The following is a 16,596-nucleotide window of genomic DNA, read 5'->3' as shown; positions in this document are numbered from 1 at the left end:
TACGTTTTACGGATAATTAGTCTTATGTTAAATAATAATGAAAAAGCCGAAGCGCCGATCGGCGGCACTGGGCTCTAGCGCCACTGCCTGCTTCGTGACCCGATGGCCCTTAGTCCGGATCCGCTAGCCTCTCCTTGAGACTGCGCCAACCCGGTGACCAGCGTTCACGCTCCCGGCACTTTGCGGCCTGCAAGACGTTGCCGGCGACGCGCGGCGGCCAGGGTTTCACGGGACTGGCTGCCTGCGACCAGTTTTTGCCGCAGCGTCCTGGCCTCGGCGGCCGCGATTTCAATCTGTTGCCGGTTCCTGGCATCTTCCGCAAGCAGGCGATCGCGTTCCGCGCAAACGGCCTGGAAGCTTCCCTGCAAGCCGCTGGCGCGCTCGCGCTCCTGTGCGGCTTCACGCTCGTACCGTTCGGTTTCCGCCTGCAGCCGCTCGCGTTGCAGGACCTGTTCCTGCCGGGCATTGTCGAGTTCCTTCTGCAGCGCTGCCGTCTGGGTGCGGTGCCGATCGACTTCCAGCAAGACGCGCCGTTCGGTGCCGGCCATCCGCTCTTCGACGATGCGGGCGTCCTCTCGCAGCTTTTCCAGTTCGGCCGAGAAATCCCGCTGCGCGCCGGCGAGCGCGGCCTGGGCGTCGGCCGTCTGGCTGCGGCCGGATTGCAGTTCTCGCTCCAGCAACGCGATCTGCGCGCCGGCGGCGGATAGCTGTTGCTCCAAGGCCCGCGCATTCCGGGCCTCTTCGTCGCGCCGACCGTTTGCGGCTTCGACTTCAAGCCGCGCATTGTCGCGCTCGCGCTGCGTTGCTGTGAGCACCCCTTGCATGACCACCAATGCTTGCTCCGCCTCATCCTTCAGGCGCGCAGCGTTTGTTTCCGCCGACGTCACGGCCCTGTGCCACAACTCGGCCAGGATTTCGCCAGCGTAGCCGCGGATGTCGTCAGGCAGGCCGGCATGGTCCACCAGGATGCGGCTTTTCTCCCGGAGCTGGGCCCAGAACTGCCTGACGGCTTCCGACACCGTCGTCATGCTGCCCTTGCGTACCAGCTGGTAGAGCCTGGTCGCGGTGGGTGTGACGCCAAACCGGAAGAACATCACATGGCATGCCTGCACGTAAAGGTCCTGTGTATTTGCGATCCGGAGCCTGAGCGTGTCGATTTCGGCTTGAAGTTGCTGTTCTGCGTCCATGTTGGTGGTGTTCTCCAGGATTCCGTACTTTTTGTAATATTACATCGTAATTAGTATGTTTCATACAAAATGGCGTTATTTATTTGACATTACTAGTCTAATGTCAAATTTCTAACTAAACTGGGCGCTTGTGCATTCCTGATCGTGCGGAGACCGTTTTGGAGCCTGTTTCGCCAGCTTTTCCCCTGGATATCCTTGCTACGCCGCTGCCGCTCGATGGCTCGGCCGGTAGCAATCGCGGCGTTGCCGGGCTGTCGCGGATTGCGGCGAACAATGACGTGGAGGCCGTGCGGGCGTGGCTGGCGCGTTTCCACGACACGCCCACCACTTTCGACAACTACCGCAAGGAGGCCGAACGGCTGTTGTTGTGGAGCACCCTGCAATTGGGAAAACCGCTGTCCTCGCTGACGCATGAGGATTTCCTGGTCTATCAGCGCTTCCTGGCCGACCCGCAGCCGCGGGAGAAATGGGTGGGCGGCGGTGGACGCAAGCATGGCCGGCGCGATCCGCGCTGGCGGCCGTTCCATGGGCCGCTGGGCGCCTCAAGCCAGCGGCAGGCGATGGTCATCCTGAATTCGATGCTGGCCTGGCTGGTGGAAGCGGGCTACCTGCGCGGCAATCCGCTGTCGCTGTCGAGACATCGGGCGCGGCGCGCCAAACCGCGCGTGACGCGCTACCTGACCGACGAGATGTGGGGCGAGACGCTCGCCTATATCGCGGAAATGGAGCAGGAAACCCCAGCACAGCGCGCCAGGCAGGCGCGTGCGCGCTGGCTGTTCACCTTGCTCTACCTGGGTGGATTGCGGATATCCGAGGTGGCCGGCAATACCATGGGCTGCTTTTACGCCCGGCGCGACAGCGCGGGGCGCGAACGCTGGTGGCTGGAGATCCTGGGCAAGGGCCGGAAAGAGCGGCTGGTGCCGGCCACCAGCCAGTTGATGACGGAGTTGCAGCGCTACCGGCTCGCCGTGGGCTTGCCTGCGCGGCCGGCCACGATCGAGGACACGCCGCTGGTGCTGCCGCTCGGCAAATCGCGCAAGCCCCTGACACGCTCGGCGCTGCACCTGACCATCAAGACCATATTCGAAGGCGCCGCGGACCGCCTGCGGGCACGCGGCGGCGAAGATGCCGAGGGCGCCGCCGAGCAGATGGAGGCCGCATCGGCGCACTGGCTGCGCCATACGGCGGGTTCGCATATGGCGAACCACGAGATCGACCTGCGCGTGGTGCGCGATAACCTGGGTCATGAATCCTTGTCGACCACCAGCTTGTACCTGCATACGGAGGACGATGCCAGGCACCAGCAGACCGAGGACAAACACCGCATCCACTGGCAAGAATAATAGGCAATCCGGGGCCGGGGCGGGAAGCCGGTGGACGGGTGTTGTGTCCGGTCCTGTCGACCTCGGTTAGGAACTCTCCTATCATGCAAAGGGTCCAACCCGCTTCGCCCGGCATGCCCGATCGCATGACTTCCGCCCAAGCAGCGCGATTCCGGGCCGATTCCTCAACGCATAACAATCAAGAAAGGCCCGCCGATGGTGACCGAAACCGGCCCGAACCTGTTCCTGCGCCCGCTGGAGCGCAGCCACCTGCATTTCGTACACAGCCTGAACAACGACGCCAAGATCATGCGTTACTGGTTCGAGGAGCCCTACGAAACCTTCACCGAGCTGTCGCAGCTATATGACCGCCACGTGCACGACCAGCGCGAGCGCCGCTTCGTCTGCGAAAACCGGGATGGCGAGGCGGTCGGCCTGGTCGAACTGATGGAGCTGAACCATATCCACCGCCGCGGCGAGTTCCAGATCATCGTGGCGCCGGCCAGCCAGGGCCGGGGCTACGCATCCACGGCCACCCGGCTTGCCACGGACTACGCCTTCATGGTGTTGAACCTGCACAAGCTGTTCCTGATCGTGGACGTGCAGAACACCAAGGCCATCCATATCTATGAGAAATGCGGCTTCCAGCGGGAGGGAGAGCTGAAGGAGGAATTCTTCAGCTACGGCAAGTATCACAACGCGCTGCGCATGTGCATGTTCCAGCGCGATTATCTCGCCGCCCGCGACGGCAGCCGCTGAGCGTCCGTAGTCAGCCTGGCAGTTCTCCGACCGCCCGCCAGGCCTGGTCGATCGCCGCTGTCAACGACGGGCTTCCCGCGCTGTCGCTATTGGCGATCACCACATTGCCCGCGGGCACGCGCGATCGGTCCAGCGCGGCCTGGGCTGCCGCCTCTTCCTCGAACAGGCTGTTGGGCATGTAGCTGTAGCCGTGCGCCCAGCGGTTGACCGTGATGCCGCGAATGACGTCCTTCGACGCAAAGCCGCCGGGCGCCAGCATGCGGTCGAGCTGGTTGCGGATGCCCTTTTCCAGCTCGCTGAATGGCGTTCCCAGCAGGAAGGCCCGCCCGGCGCGGAAGCGCTCGCGTGCCTTCATGCCGCTGTCCGGTACGGTGGGCACGTAGAGCATGTGCAGCACTACCGGATCGGCCGCGCGCGTGCCCGCCGGCTTCTCCAGCCACAGGTCGGTGTATGCCATGGCTGGCGCATGAATGCGGCTGGTCTTGAGCGCCTCGAAGGCGCGCCAGTTGTCCAGCGCCACCTTGGTGTAGACCACGGGCGCTTTTACGTCGGCGCGCAGGGCCTGCTTCTGTGCGTCCGGCAGGCCAGGCATGACGAATGGGATCATCATGTTGTAGCCGGCCAGCACCACATGCGCGGCCTCGACCCGGTGCAGGTTGCCGCTCCATCCATAGGTCACGCGCGTGATGCGCTGGTCGGGCTCGATGGCGATCGCGGTGCTGTTCAGCCGTATTCTCACCTTTGCGTCGTCCGTGTCGAGCCGGCTGTAGTCGAAGCTGGCCGCCCCGATGCCATCCGCGCTCGCAAGCCTTGCCACGCCCGGGATCATGTTTTGCACCAGCAGCCGCGCCAGGGAGGCATTGCCGTCGGGAAACCACAGCTTCGATGCGGGCGATTTGCCAAGACGCGGATCGAGGCGGGGCGGCGGCATGTTCCTGCCCGCCGGCAGGCCGATAGCCAGCGCGTCGAAAACGGACACGCCGTCGGCGTCCAGTGCGTAGGCGTCGTTGCTGCGGCTACGGAAGAAACGCTGGCCATCGAGGCCCAGGCCGGCCTTTTCACGCAGGAAGGCCGCATAGCTGGTCCGCTTCAGATAGGCCAGCCGCTCGCCCTCGCCCATGCCTGCCAGGTAATCCGTGCCGCCGTCCGCCAGGCGCGCCAGCGCGGCCCGGTCCTGCTGCGGCAGCGGCGTCTTGTCGAGAAAGGCCTTGAAGGCTGCCGCGTTTGCCGCCTGCGTGTCCGCGCCGCGGGCATTGCGCGCATCGACCAGGTCGGCGAACGGATCGCCCGCGAGCAACTGGTCCCGCCCGAAATGTGCCTCATCGAAGAACACCGAGCGCCCCATGCCCATGTCGCGGTAGGGGTCGCGCTGGCCGGCCTGATGGTTCTTGGCGTCCACGCCGAGCCCGGCCAGCAGCGTGGCCACCGCGCGGCTGTCGAGCGCGGTCGGCGGCATCTCGGCGCTGCCGCCGTAGGTCACCAGTCTCTGTCCGCGCACGGTGAACTCGTTGCGCTTGGCATGACCGCCGAAGTCGTCGTGATTGTCCAGGATCAGGATGCGCTTGCCAGGGCCGAAGCGGCGCTGGTAGAACCACGCGGCCGCCAGTCCGCTCAGCCCGCCGCCCACTACCACCAGGTCGAAGACTTCGCGCGCCATCACGGTGGGATATTTGGCACCCTCGCGCGCCAGGCTGTGCGCCAGCGTGTAAGTGCCTGCATGATTGCCGCGCAGCCCGGTCAGCGCCGGCGGGTAGCCGGCAGCGCGCTCGGCGGCCTGCAGTAGCTGGGAGGGTGCCAGGCCCGCGGCAATGGTGAGCGCGGCGCCGTTGAGAAAGTCCCTGCGCGTGATGGTCATGGCAATATCGTTCGCTTGATTTGGCGGTTTGGCGGTTCGCTGGGGCGTGGGATCAACGGGGGCCGGCGTTGCGCTGGCGGCCGATTTCCGCGCGCCGGGCGGCGACTGTCCCCTCCTCCACCGGGCTGGCGCGATTGCCCCAGCCGGTGCGGATGAAAGTCAGCACATTGGCCAGCTCCTGGTTGTCCATGGTCCAGCCATAGCCGGGCATGTGGTAGTCGGTGGCCGCGGTGCCCACGCGCGCCGTGACGGCGCCATCGAGCAGCAGGTTGGCCAGCGAGGACGGATCGGGATCGACCACGGTGGGATTGCCCGCCAGCGGCGGGAAGACGCGGGCAAAACCCTTGCCGTCGGCGCCATGGCAGGGCATGCAGAATTCGGCGTACTGGCGCGCGCCGGTGGCGTCGAAGCGGCCCTGCGCCAGCATGTCGGCCGTGCCGCTTTCATAGCTGTAAGGCGTTTCATCGCTGCGCGCGCCGGGCACCGATTTCAGGTACGTGGCAACGGCGGCGAGATCCGGCTGGCTCATGAACTGGGTGGATGACGCGATGACTTCGGACATCGGCCCGAAGGACGTGGCGTGTCCGTTGCGGCCGGTGTGCAGATACTCGGCGATGTCCTCGCGCGTCCAGCTTCCCAGCCCGGTGCGCGGATCGCCCCTCAGGTTGGTGGAAGCCCAGCCCTCCACGCTGGCGCCGGCGAGGAAATGCCGGCTGCGCTCGTCCAGTCCCTTCTCGGCCATCAGCACGCCGCGCGGCGTATGGCAGGCACCGCAATGGGCCACCGCCTGGACCAGGTAGGCGCCACGATTCCATTCGGCGCTCTGGCTGGCCTCGCTGTGTACCGGCCCGTCCTCCAGGAACAGCCAGTTCCAGACGCGCAGCAGCCAGCGCATGCCGAACGGCCAGCGCATCTCGGGTTCGGCGGCCTGCTGCCGCACGGGCTTCACTTCGGTGCGCAGATAGGCGTAGAGCGCCTGCACATCCGGTTCGGCGAGCCTGGCATAGGACGGATAAGGCATGGCCGGATAGAGCCGCTTGCCGTGCCTGGCCACGCCCTGGCGCAGCGCGCGATCGAATTCCTCGAACGTGTAGGCGCCGATGCCGGTGTCGGCATCCGGGGTGATGTTGGTGGAATAGACGGTGCCCACGCCGGTCTTCAGCGCCAGTCCGCCGGCAAAGGGCGCGCCGCCGGCGCTGGTGTGGCAAGCCGCGCAGTTGGCGACCTTGGCCAGGTAGCGGCCGCGCTCGATCTGCGCGGCGCCGGGGGGCTGGGCTGCATCGGGCGTGTCCGGCGCAGCGGATGCCAGTGCCGGCGCCAGCAGCAAGGCGGCGCCGACGGTGGCGAAAGCAGCGGTGGCGCGGCGCAAGGGCTTGCGCACAGAGGCGGAAATGGCGTTGGCGAAAGAACCGGCGAAGGCAGCAGCAGTAGCGGAAAACCGCCGTGTGGCAAGGCTCATGGGGCTGATTGTCGTTTTAGATGCCAATGCGTGCGCGGCGATGACGGCGTTCGATACGGCGAACGTGGCGCAGCCCGCGCGCGGCGGGCAAGGCTTCGTGGTGGCGGGCCGGGCAGGCCCCGTGGATGCGGGATGGATTGGCGCGTCCGCGCTTCAGGCCTGGGATACGGCCCAATGGGCTAGCGACACCAGCAGCAGTACCAGCCCCGCCGCCAGCACCACGCCCGTCAGGATCAACGGCACCGGCCGCACCGCCTGCAGGTCGCGCATATGTTCCTGGCCACGGCGCAGGCCGAAAAATCCCCACAACACCGTAACAATCAATCGCAAGGGGTTCATCTCGCTCTTCCTTCCATGCTTGCCATGCGCCCGCCGGCGTCGATGTGGCCGGCCAGCGCCATGGCTTTTGCTAGTTGGGGGGAATTATCGCGTCTGCCGGCAAGCAATAACAGAATCAGATCTGTGATAATTTTACGTATCAGTTTGATGGCCTGATCATCAGGCCTTGATCCGTTATCGCCCCCGGCAAAGCCCCCTGCCCCATGAAGCGCTACGAAGAACTGGCGGAAACGCTGGCCAAGGACATCCGCAACGGCAACCTGCCGCCCGGCACCAAGATGCCGTCGATCCGCAAGACCGTCGCGCAGTATGGCGTGAGCCCCGCCACCGCCTTCCAGGCTTACTACCGCCTGGAAGAACGCGGCCTGGTGCGGGCGCGCGAGCGCTCGGGCTATTACGTGACGGGCCCGGTCGGGCGACCGCTGCCGCAACCGGCCGCGCGGCGCTCGCACGAGGTCTCGACCGATGTCGATATTTCCAAGCTGGTCTTCTCCGTGCTCGATGCCGCGCGCGACCCGCAGCTTGTCCAGCTGGGCTCGGCCTTCCCCTCGCCCGAGCTGTTCCCCTGGGAACGGCTGGGCAAGTCGCTGGCCCGCGCCGGGCGTGAACTCGATCCGTGGTATTCCGTCAACGACATGCCGGCCGGGCACCTGGCCCTGCGCCAGCAGATCGGCCTGCGCTACCTGGGCGCCGGCGCCCCGCAACCCACCGACGAAATCGTGGTTACCAACGGTGCGCTGGAAGCGCTCAACCTGTGCCTGATGGCGGTGACCCAGCCCGGGGACGTGGTGGCCATCGAGTCCCCCGGTTTTTACGCGGCGCTGCAGGCGCTCGAGCGGCTGCGCCTGCGCGCGGTCGAGATTCCAGTGGACCCGCGCGAGGGCATCGACCTGGGCGCGCTGGCGGAGGCCCTGGAGCGCCACCCGATCAAGGCCTGCTGGTTTATGACGCAGTTCCAGAACCCGCTTGGCGCCAGCATGTCCGAAGCCAGGAAGCAGGAGCTGGTGGCCTTGCTGGCCCGCCACGGCGTGCCCCTGATCGAGGACGATGTCTATGGCGAGCTGTACTTCGGCAATCGTTGCCCCCTGCCCGCCAAGGCCTTCGACCAGGAAGGGCTGGTCATGCACTGCAGTTCCTTCTCCAAGACGCTGGCGCCGGGCTTCCGGGTGGGCTGGGTGGCGCCAGGGCGGTTTGGCCTGGCGATCCAGCGCCTGCGGCTGATGACCACTCTGTCGGCTGGCGTGCCGACGCAAGTGGCGCTGTCGGAGTACCTGCAGAACGGCGGCTACGACAAGCACCTGCGGCGCCTGCGCCATTTGCTGGAAATGCAGCAAGGCCAGCTGATCGCGGCCATCGGCCGGCATTTCCCCGACAACGTGCGGGTCTCGCAGCCCGCCGGCGGCTATTTCCTGTGGGTGGAGTTCGCGCCGGATTTCGACGCCCTGGCCCTGCATCGCGCGGCGCTGGAGCATGGCATCGGGATTGCGCCGGGCCCGATTTTCTCGGCGCGGCAAGGTTACCGCAACTGCATCCGGCTGAACTACGGCCACCTGTGGAGCGATGCCGTGGAAGCCGCGGTGGCCAGGCTGGGGGCGCTGGCGAAGGCGCAATCGTAATCGTGCCAGGAGGGACGTCCCGGGGGTGGCCGACCGCGTCAGTCCTGACGGCGGGTCCAACGGGAAATCGACTCGCCAGTGCCGAGCGGCACCACCTCGGTCGGCATCGGCTCTGGCATCGCTCGCTTCGCTACATTGAGCGATGGCATGTTCTGCGCCCTGCTCTACTGTATCGAGCGGCACGAGGCCGCGCCCATTCGCATCGGATTTCCATTCTCTGCCTACAACATGGGAGTACTCACCCCGTCGACGGCAGCCGTGTTCCGCCAACGCGGCGGCATCCGACGACGAGGCGTACTCACGCCCGCTGCGGCGGTCTGGCCGATTTCCTCGGCACAGTGATCAAGCGCCTGCCGCAAGACGGTGTCCAGGCGCCTCAATGAGAGGCCATGGTACAGCCGCATTAATGAATGAGGCCAAGTCCTTCATGGGGCTGGGTGAATGGACGCACTCCCGGTTCACGTCCGGCTTTGGTGCACTGCAGTCACCGCGCAAGCGGTCAATTCACTCCACCGAACGTTCGCGATTTGGGGCGGCATGCTGTCTTGAGTCACAACTTCGCGGCAGTTTGATCAGAATACCCTTCCATATCGCTAACAAAAGCCAGCGATATGGATGCGTTTAGAAATCACGTCCAAGGTCGTTCAAATACGCGATGCGAACGCATCGATACCCGTCATCGCTGCAGACAATATCCAGAGACGCTCGGCTTGTTCTGGATCATTCGCATGGGGACGCACCCCAGCTTCTTCATCGCCCGTGGTCACCGGCGCAACGTCACAGTCCTCGCAGTAGAGGCCGCCAAGTCCGGCCAGGCGAGGCGACGTCGCCGCCCACACCTGGGTCGCCGCGCCTTGCGCGGGCGTCTTGAAGGTCGGGTCGAGCGGCATGCCGTGTTCGTCGACCCAGCCGGCCGCCATCATTTCTTCGCGTGTCAGGTGCCGCTGCAGCGGGGTGGCGATCTTGCCCGGATGCAGCGAGAACGCGCGCACACCGTCACGCTCGCCGAGTGCGTCGAGATGGACCGCGAAGAGCGCATTGGCGGTTTTCGATTGCCCATACGCGAGCCACTTGTCGTAGTCGCGCGTGAATTGCACGTCGTTCCAGCGTATTGGAGACAGCCGGTGCCCAAGCGACGACACCGCGATCACACGCGCCCCGTTACCGTGCGCAAGTACGGGCCACAGTTGGTTGACGAGCGCGTAATGGCCGAGATGGTTGATCGCGAACTGTGCTTCCCAGCCGTTACCGACGCGCGTCTCCGGGCAAGCCATCACGCCGGCGCTGTTGATGACGATATGAACGTTGCGATGCGCATCGACGAATCGCGCGGCAAACGCGCTGACGCTCGCGAGATCTCCAAGGTCAAGTACTTCAACTTCCACGCCGTCGATACCCCGTGTCGCGGCGCGCGCGGCGTCAATATTCCGCGCGCCGACCACGACGCGTGCGCCGGCCCGCGCGAGCGAGCGGGTTGTCTCCAGACCGAGGCCAGAGTGACCGCCCGTCACAATGACAGTCGCGCCGGTTACGTCGACGCCGTCGAGTACGTCGTTTGCCGTCGTAGCGGTGCCGAAGCCGGAACCAAGTGGAATCTGCTGGTGCGTCATGGGAACTCCCTGATTGCGCGACGCGATCGGCCGACGGTCGGCCGTGCTGTCGTACAGCGCTATTCTCGCGTGCTGAATCCGGACCGTGAATGCCATAGAATCCGGATTCTCATCGAGATCGTCCGGAGGACACGCATGGACCCGCTATCGGATGTGCTGTCGCTGCTGGAAACGCGCAACTCGTACTTCGGCGGCCTGAAGGCCGGCGGTGCGTGGGCGATCGACTGCCCGCCGCCCGACGGCGTCAAATTCAACGCGGTGGTCGAAGGCTCGTGCTGGCTCACTGTCGACGGCGTCGGGAAGCCGGTGCAATTGCATGCGGGCGATTGTTTTCTGCTCGCGGAACCGCGTGCGTTTTCGCTTGCCAGTGACCTGTCAGTCAAACCTGTCGCGGCGGAAGACGTTTATCGCTTCGCCGAGCGCGGCATCGCGCACTGCGGCGAGTCTCCGGACTTCTTCCTGATTGGCGGCCGCTTTTCGTTTGAGGACGACGCCAAGCTGTTGCTCGGCAGCCTGCCGCCCGTCGCGGTCGTGAGCGGCGATTCCGAGCAGGCAGCCGTGCTTCGTTGGGCGCTGCAGCGACTTGCGCACGAACTTGACGTCCAGTCGCCGGGCGCGTCGCTGATGGTTCGGCACCTGGGACACATGATGCTGGTGGAGATGCTGCGGCTCTATGCCGGTGGGCGTGAACGCGGCGCGATCGGATGGCTCGCTGCGTTCGCGGACACGCGGATCTCGGCGGCGCTTGAGGCGATTCACGCAGAGCCCGCACGGCGCTGGACCGTTGACGATCTTGCGGCCCGCTGCAACGTTTCACGCTCAACGTTCGCGTTGCATTTCAAGCGGCGGGTGGGATTCGGTCCGCTCGAGTATGTGTTGCGTTGGCGCATGCAACTCGCGACACGCGAACTGCGCCGCTCGAACGCGTCGGTCTCCGCCATTGCGCAGGCGCTTGGTTACGACTCGGACAGCGCGTTCAGCCACGCATTCAAGCGGGCCGTCGGTTGCTCGCCGCGAGATTACCGGACTGAGCCATGGCCCACCTGACGAAACGCCACTCATCAGTCATACCGCCCGAGCAAGCCATAGGTTTCATATTGAAATCATAAGCTTAGCCAGAGATGTGGTGGATTTTAACGAATCCCGGTCCCTCACGCGACAGGCCAAGCGATGCCGTATCGATGCCCAGGTGTTCCATCAGCGCCTCCCTCCCCGCCGGCGTGACATGGACGGCGCGGGACGATGTCGAGCGCCGCAGCCATCCCTTCGCGCACAACAGCGCCGTCAGCGCAACGCCGAGCGGTCCGGCGAGGTGATACTGCCGCTCGGTCCAGTCCAGGCATTGCCGGGCGATGCCGCGCCGGGCTTTACGTGACCGTGGTCGTCTCGCTCTCGGCTGCGGCGTTCTGGTGGCTCGCCTTGGCGAACCAGGCAAAGACGCCGGCATTGGCCATGGACAACGTCACAGAATAAGACTACAGGCCCTGCCCCTTCAGGCTGCCGGCCCGCCCTGGCCCTGCCTGCCCAGATACCATTCCCCCAGCTCGAATCCCGCCTGCACCAGCAGCGCCAGCACGGCGGCCGGGATGGCGCCGGCCATCAGCAGGACGTGATCATTCAGCGCCAGTCCGATGGCGATGCGTTCGCCATAGCCGCCGGCGCCGACGAAGGCGGCAATGGTGGCGGTGCCGACGCTGATGATGGCTGCCGTCTTGATGCCCGCCAGCAGCACCGGCATCGACAGCGGCAGCTCGACGTAGCGCAGCACCTGGCCGGGCCGGAAACCCAGGGCGCGCGCCGCCTCCCGCATGCCGGCCGGTACCTGCTGCAGGCCGGTCAGGGTATTGCGCACGATCGGTAGCAGCGCATAGAGAAACAGCGCCACCATCGCCGGCCATACGCCGATGCGCCCCAGCAGCGGAATCAGCATGGCGAGCAAGGCCAGCGACGGCACCGTCTGCAGCACGCTCACCGCCGCCATCAGGACCAGGCCCAGCCTCGGCCGGCGCGCGGCCACGATGGCCAGCGGCACGCCAATCAGGGCCGCCGCGCCGACCGCCCCGAACACCAGGGCCAGGTGACGCCAGGTCAGCCGCAAGGTCTCGCGGCCAAACAAGGTGCCGGCAAGCCCGGCGCGCGCGGCCGTCCGGGTCCCTGCCCGATTGCCCGCCGTGCTGGCACCGCTCTTCGCCAGGAAGGTGCGCGCCACCGTGTCGAAGGATTGCCCGTCCAGTTCGGCCGCCGCATTCATCGCGATCATGTCCCGCGCTTGCACCTTGCCGGCCAGGCTGGTCAATGCCTGCCAGGCCGCCGGGAAGCGCCGCGGCACGTCGCGCCGGTAAAGCACCACGGCGTCATAGCGCGGAAAGTAATGGCGATCGTCCGTCAGCACGCGCAGTCCGTACTTGCGGATCTTGGCATCGGTGGAATAAATGTCGATGGCGTCGACCTGCCCGCTGGCCAGTGCTTCGTAGGCAACGCCGTGGTCCAGCCCCAGCGGATGCTGGCGCAGGCCATAACGCTGCGCCAGCCCCGGCCAGCCATCGGCCCGGCCGAGGAATTCGTGCGACAGGCCCAGCCGCAATTGCGGCTGCCCGGCCAGGTCGCCCAGCGCTGCCAGGCCAAGCCGGCGCGCCTTTGCCTCGTCCACTGCCAGGGCGTAGCTGTTCTCGAATCCGAGCGGGATGCCGGCCGCCAGGCCAAGCGGCGCCAGCGCCCGATTGATCTGATCGAGGGTGGTGCCGGGCGGCAGCTTGAGGATTTCGCTGGCGACCGTGCCGGTGTAGTCCGGGTACAGGTCGATGCTGCCCGCCTTGAGCGCCTCGAACACGATGGCGGTGTTGCCGAGGCCGGGCGTGTGCTGGGCGCTGCCATGGGCGGCCGCGGTCTGGGTGAGGATTTCCCCGAGGATGTAGGACTCGGTAAAACGCTTGGAGCCGATCCGCAGGGTGTCGGCGCGCGCCGTGCCTGCCGCGGCCAGCAGCGCAAGCCCGATCAGCGCGGAAGCGAGCACCGCCATGGTCCTGGATAGCCCGGCCTGGATGCTAAGGCCGGCGCCGCGCGCGCGGCCTTGGTCGGCATTCAAATGAGGTGCTCTCCCGTGTGTCATGCCGGGCCCGCGGTGCGCCGGCGCGGTCCGGTAAATCGCACCGCAACACAGGCATCGCGACCGCCCGGCCTGTCATGGATTCCATGATACGTGCCGGGCCAGGCACCGGCGGCTCAGAGCTCCTGCTGTTTGGCGGATCCGCCCTCGTGGATCTGCACGAACTCCGATTCGATCACTTGCGGCTTGGACGCCTGCATGTCGCGCGTGTTCTTTTGCACCGCAATCGCCCCGAACAGGGCGAGCACGAACGACATGCCGTAGAAGCCTTTCTCGCTCAGCGCCAGGGTGGCGTTGAACAGGCCGACGCCGAGCAGCGCCACGGCAAGCAGCACGGACACCCAGCACAAGCCGTAGTAGATGCCCGTCACCGGGATGCCTTCCATGCGGTCGCGCACGCTTTTTTGCACGGAAACCGCCGCAAAGAGGCCGTACACCAGCACTGTGAAGTAGTAGCCCCGCTCGTTGAGCTGCATGTCGGCGTTGAACAGCCCGATGAGGAATGCCACAAAGCCGGCAAGGAGTGCCGCCCAGGATGCTGCGACGAAGGCAAAAGTGGGCTGGCTGGACGGGTGGGTCATGAATATCTCCGTGCAATAGGATGCGAGTCAGGCGCCTTTTTTCACATTGCGTGCCTTCCCCAGGTGCGCAATGCTACCCAATAAAGCCACATTTTTGCCAGAAGCGCAGCATATTTGCGAATTTTGTCACTATCTCGAATCATTTGCATGTCGGGCTCGTATCCCGGGCCGCTGCAATCCATCCTTCGGCGCCGCATTAGCACATACGAAAATAGTATTTGCAATACGAATGCTTGGTGGTCCAGAATCCAGAAAAAGCATACATCGCATCAGCGACATCGAGCCCCCATGGAAATCCGGCAACTGGAAGCCTTCGCGGCAGTCATGACCAGCGGCAGCATCACTGCCGCCGGGCGCCTGCTGGGGCGCTCCCAGCCGGCCATCACCCGCCTGATCCAGGAACTGGAGAGCGAGATCGGCTTTGCGCTGTTTGCCCGCAGCGGGCCGCGCGTCAGCCCTACCGAGCGGGGCTTCCTGCTGTATGAGGAAGTGGAACATGCGCTGGTGGGCTTGCAGCAGATCCGCGCCCGCGCCGCCGAAATCGCCCGCGAGGAGAACCGCTCGCTGCAGGTTGCCGCCACCCCGGCCCTGGCGGCGGGCCTGCTGCCCCTCGCCCTGGCCGGCAAGCAGCCGGACCATGCCACGGCCGGCACGGCAGGCTCGGGCCATGCCAGCCATATCCATATCAATAGCGCTTCCCCGGAAAAAGTCGTGCACTCGGTGCTGACCGGCGCGGCCGAGATCGGGCTGACCAGCCTGCCGCTGGAGCACCGCGGCGTGACCGTGCACTGGATCGGGCAGGCGGCCTGCGTTGCCGCGGTACGCGCCGACGATCCGCTGGCCGCGCGCGCCACCATCCCGCTCGCGGCCTGCAGCGGACGGCGCATCGTCACCATGCAGAACCCCTACCGGCTGCGCCGCCGCCTGGACGAGGCCTTTGCCCGGGCGGGCGTGGAGCCGGCCGCGCTGATCGACACCAATTCCTCGCTCAACGCGCTGACCGCGGTACGCGCCGGCCTCGGCATCGCCGTGCTGGAGCCGGTGACCGCGCGCGGCGTGCCGCTGGCGGACATTGTGGTGCGGCCCATCGACGCCGACATCCCCTTTTATTTTGGCGTGATCACCCCCCAGTCCAGGCCGGCCAGCGCCGCAGTGCTGGCACTGATCGACACGCTGGCGGCCGCGGCCCGCGCGCTGCTGCCGGATTTCACCCAGCGCGGGCCGGAGCAGCACGGCGCGCTGCTGCAAGCACTGTATGGCGACGCCACGGCTACCGAGCCGGCCGGCGCCCCCCTCGACACCGACGACACCGACCTATGAACTTGCCCGCTGACGCCACCCCGGCAGAATCCGCCAACGCCGCCCAGGGCCTCGCCAAGCTGGAAGCGCGCCTGCGCCAGGATCTCACCTGGCTGGAACTGCCCACCAGGAACTGGACCGTAGCGCGGGCGCATGACGGCGAACCGGTGCTCGACGTCGCCGTGATCGGCGGCGGCATGGCCGGCATGGCCGCGGCGGCCACACTCAAGCACCTGGGCGTGAACGTGCGCATCTTCGACCGCTCGCCCGAAGGCTTCGAGGGCCCCTGGGCCACCACGGCGCGCATGGAGACGCTGCGCTCGCCCAAGCAACTGACCGGGCCCGCGCTGGGCCTGCCTGCCCTCACCTTCCGCGCCTGGTTCGAAGCGCAATTCGGCGGCGAGGCCTGGGAGACGCTGGACAAGATCCCGCGCCTGCAGTGGATGGACTACCTGCGCTGGTACCGCCGCGTGCTGGATCTCGACATCTGCAACGAACACCAGGTCGAGCGCGTGCTGCCGCGCCCCGACGGCCTGGTGGCGCTGGCAATGCGCACGCCCTCCGGCGGGCAGACCGTGCTGGCGCGCCGCGTGGTGCTGGCCACCGGCCGCGATGGACTGGGCGGCGCCCATGTGCCGCCGTTCGCGCAAGACCTGCCGCGCGCGCGCTGGGCGCATTCGAGCGATGCCTTCGATTACGGCACCTTGCGCGGCAAGCGCGTGGGCGTGATCGGCGCCGGCGCCTCCGCCATGGATAGCGCCGCCACCGCGCTGGAAGCGGGCGCGGCCAGCGTCGACCTGCTGATCCGCCGTGCTGACATCCCGCGTATCAACAAGGGCAAGGGCGCCGGCAACCCGGGCCTCACGCATGGCCATGCCGGCCTGCCCGACGAATGGAAGTGGCGCATCCGCCATTACATCAACGCGCAGCAGGTGCCGCCACCGCGCGGCAGCACGCTGCGGGTTTCGCGGCACGAGAATGCCCGCTTCAACCTGGGCTGTCCCATCGAGCGCATCGAGCAATCCGGCGACGCGCTGCTGGTGCACACGCCAAAGGGCGTGTTCGAGCTGGATTTCCTGATTTTCTCGACGGGTTTCCGCATTGCCCTGGAAACGCGCGAGGAGTTCGCCGCCTTCGCCGGGCAGATCCGTTACTGGCGCGACCGCTACGCGCCGCGCGACGGCCAGCAAGACCAGGAACTGTCGGACTCGCCGGATCTTGGCCCGGCCTTCGAATTCCTGGAGAAAACGCCTGGCGCCTGCCCGGGCCTATCGCGTATCCACTGCTTCTGCTATCCGGCCGCGCTATCGCACGGCACCGTGTCGGGCGATATCCCGGCCATCAGCGATGGTGCCAGACGCCTCGGCCAGGGTATTGCGGGCCTGCTCTATCAGGAAGACGTGGAATTCCACTATGCCAATATGGAAGCCTTCGCCGAACCCGAAGTCTTTGGCGACGAGTGG

At 66.3% G+C, this 16,596-nt stretch carries 14 protein-coding genes; 7 read left to right on the top strand and 7 right to left on the bottom strand.

Annotation, left to right across the window (positions count from 1 at the left end; all coding sequences use genetic code 11):
* Positions 1 to 164: 164 nt before the first annotated feature.
* Positions 165 to 1,187 (bottom strand): DNA-binding protein, encoded by a 1,023-nt coding sequence (locus tag P3W85_RS09600; protein WP_276264595.1) that lies wholly within the window; start codon positions 1,185 to 1,187, stop codon positions 165 to 167.
* A gap of 158 nt (positions 1,188 to 1,345) precedes the next feature.
* On the opposite strand from P3W85_RS09600, the gene P3W85_RS09595 reads away from it, so the two are divergent.
* Both P3W85_RS09595 and speG read left to right on the top strand, forming a co-directional pair.
* Complete coding sequence (locus P3W85_RS09595; RefSeq protein WP_276264594.1) at positions 1,346 to 2,530, top strand: tyrosine-type recombinase/integrase; 1,185 nt, start codon at positions 1,346 to 1,348, stop codon at positions 2,528 to 2,530.
* Between the two features lie 195 nt (positions 2,531 to 2,725).
* A complete protein-coding gene (gene speG, locus P3W85_RS09590) occupies positions 2,726 to 3,268 on the top strand; it encodes a spermidine N1-acetyltransferase (protein ID WP_017225784.1) in 543 nt (180 codons plus the stop codon).
* Positions 3,269 to 3,278: 10 nt separating this feature from the next.
* On the opposite strand, the gene P3W85_RS09585 is transcribed toward speG, so the two are convergent.
* From P3W85_RS09585 to P3W85_RS09575, 3 genes are all read right to left on the bottom strand, one after another.
* A complete protein-coding gene (locus P3W85_RS09585) occupies positions 3,279 to 5,123 on the bottom strand; it encodes an NAD(P)-binding protein (RefSeq protein WP_276264593.1) in 1,845 nt (614 codons plus the stop codon).
* 52 nt (positions 5,124 to 5,175) lie between these two features.
* Positions 5,176 to 6,582, bottom strand: a complete 1,407-nt coding sequence (locus P3W85_RS09580; protein WP_276264592.1) for a cytochrome c — start codon at positions 6,580 to 6,582, stop codon at positions 5,176 to 5,178.
* Positions 6,583 to 6,735: 153 nt separating this feature from the next.
* A complete protein-coding gene (locus P3W85_RS09575; RefSeq protein ID WP_017225781.1) occupies positions 6,736 to 6,921 on the bottom strand; it encodes a DUF2970 domain-containing protein in 186 nt (61 codons plus the stop codon).
* Between the two features lie 203 nt (positions 6,922 to 7,124).
* Between P3W85_RS09575 and P3W85_RS09570 the strand changes: the two genes are divergently transcribed.
* Positions 7,125 to 8,537 (top strand): PLP-dependent aminotransferase family protein, encoded by a 1,413-nt coding sequence (locus P3W85_RS09570; RefSeq protein ID WP_276264591.1) that lies wholly within the window; start codon positions 7,125 to 7,127, stop codon positions 8,535 to 8,537.
* 78 nt (positions 8,538 to 8,615) lie between these two features.
* Entirely contained in the window at positions 8,616 to 8,879 is a 264-nt protein-coding gene (locus P3W85_RS09565) for a hypothetical protein (protein WP_276264590.1), read from the top strand.
* 302 nt (positions 8,880 to 9,181) lie between these two features.
* Here P3W85_RS09565 and P3W85_RS09560 read toward each other — a convergent pair whose 3' ends face one another.
* On the bottom strand, positions 9,182 to 10,147 hold the full coding sequence (locus P3W85_RS09560) for an SDR family NAD(P)-dependent oxidoreductase (protein ID WP_276264597.1): 966 nt from the start codon (positions 10,145 to 10,147) through the stop codon (positions 9,182 to 9,184).
* A 135-nt stretch (positions 10,148 to 10,282) separates the two neighbouring features.
* Between P3W85_RS09560 and P3W85_RS09555 the strand changes: the two genes are divergently transcribed.
* A complete protein-coding gene (locus P3W85_RS09555) occupies positions 10,283 to 11,194 on the top strand; it encodes an AraC family transcriptional regulator (RefSeq protein WP_017225777.1) in 912 nt (303 codons plus the stop codon).
* A 445-nt stretch (positions 11,195 to 11,639) separates the two neighbouring features.
* Here P3W85_RS09555 and P3W85_RS09550 read toward each other — a convergent pair whose 3' ends face one another.
* Together P3W85_RS09550 and yiaA are read right to left on the bottom strand one after the other, a co-directional pair.
* Positions 11,640 to 13,166 (bottom strand): glycine betaine ABC transporter substrate-binding protein, encoded by a 1,527-nt coding sequence (locus tag P3W85_RS09550; protein ID WP_276264596.1) that lies wholly within the window; start codon positions 13,164 to 13,166, stop codon positions 11,640 to 11,642.
* A 203-nt stretch (positions 13,167 to 13,369) separates the two neighbouring features.
* Complete coding sequence (gene yiaA, locus P3W85_RS09545; RefSeq protein ID WP_276264589.1) at positions 13,370 to 13,834, bottom strand: inner membrane protein YiaA; 465 nt, start codon at positions 13,832 to 13,834, stop codon at positions 13,370 to 13,372.
* Between the two features lie 288 nt (positions 13,835 to 14,122).
* Between yiaA and P3W85_RS09540 the strand changes: the two genes are divergently transcribed.
* Both P3W85_RS09540 and P3W85_RS09535 read left to right on the top strand, forming a co-directional pair.
* The gene (locus tag P3W85_RS09540) at positions 14,123 to 15,154 is read left to right on the top strand and encodes a LysR family transcriptional regulator (RefSeq protein WP_276264588.1); all 1,032 of its coding nucleotides are present in this window, start codon (positions 14,123 to 14,125) and stop codon (positions 15,152 to 15,154) included.
* Positions 15,151 to 16,596 (top strand): FAD-dependent oxidoreductase (locus P3W85_RS09535; protein WP_276264587.1); only part of this gene is annotated, 1,446 nt, incomplete at its 3' end. The genes P3W85_RS09540 and P3W85_RS09535, both read left to right, overlap by 4 nt.

This window comes from Cupriavidus basilensis (assembly GCF_029335485.1).
GTDB classification, from domain to species: Bacteria; Pseudomonadota; Gammaproteobacteria; order Burkholderiales; family Burkholderiaceae; genus Cupriavidus; species Cupriavidus basilensis_E.
This window is presented reverse-complemented; position numbering and strand designations above follow the sequence as displayed.

Bases quoted from the DNA above. Each gene is read 5' to 3' on its own strand.
- P3W85_RS09555 (WP_017225777.1), top strand. From the start codon at position 10,283: ATGGACCCGCTATCGGATGTGCTGTCGCTGCTGGAAACGCGCAACTCG.
- P3W85_RS09550 (WP_276264596.1), bottom strand. From the start codon at position 13,166: ATGGCGGTGCTCGCTTCCGCGCTGATCGGGCTTGCGCTGCTGGCCGCG.
- P3W85_RS09580 (WP_276264592.1), bottom strand. From the start codon at position 6,582: ATGAGCCTTGCCACACGGCGGTTTTCCGCTACTGCTGCTGCCTTCGCC.
- P3W85_RS09540 (WP_276264588.1), top strand. From the start codon at position 14,123: ATGGAAATCCGGCAACTGGAAGCCTTCGCGGCAGTCATGACCAGCGGC.
- P3W85_RS09585 (WP_276264593.1), bottom strand. From the start codon at position 5,123: ATGACCATCACGCGCAGGGACTTTCTCAACGGCGCCGCGCTCACCATT.
- P3W85_RS09560 (WP_276264597.1), bottom strand. From the start codon at position 10,147: ATGACGCACCAGCAGATTCCACTTGGTTCCGGCTTCGGCACCGCTACG.
- yiaA (WP_276264589.1), bottom strand. From the start codon at position 13,834: ATGACCCACCCGTCCAGCCAGCCCACTTTTGCCTTCGTCGCAGCATCC.
- speG (WP_017225784.1), top strand. From the start codon at position 2,726: ATGGTGACCGAAACCGGCCCGAACCTGTTCCTGCGCCCGCTGGAGCGC.
- P3W85_RS09575 (WP_017225781.1), bottom strand. From the start codon at position 6,921: ATGAACCCCTTGCGATTGATTGTTACGGTGTTGTGGGGATTTTTCGGC.
- P3W85_RS09570 (WP_276264591.1), top strand. From the start codon at position 7,125: ATGAAGCGCTACGAAGAACTGGCGGAAACGCTGGCCAAGGACATCCGC.
- P3W85_RS09600 (WP_276264595.1), bottom strand. From the start codon at position 1,187: ATGGACGCAGAACAGCAACTTCAAGCCGAAATCGACACGCTCAGGCTC.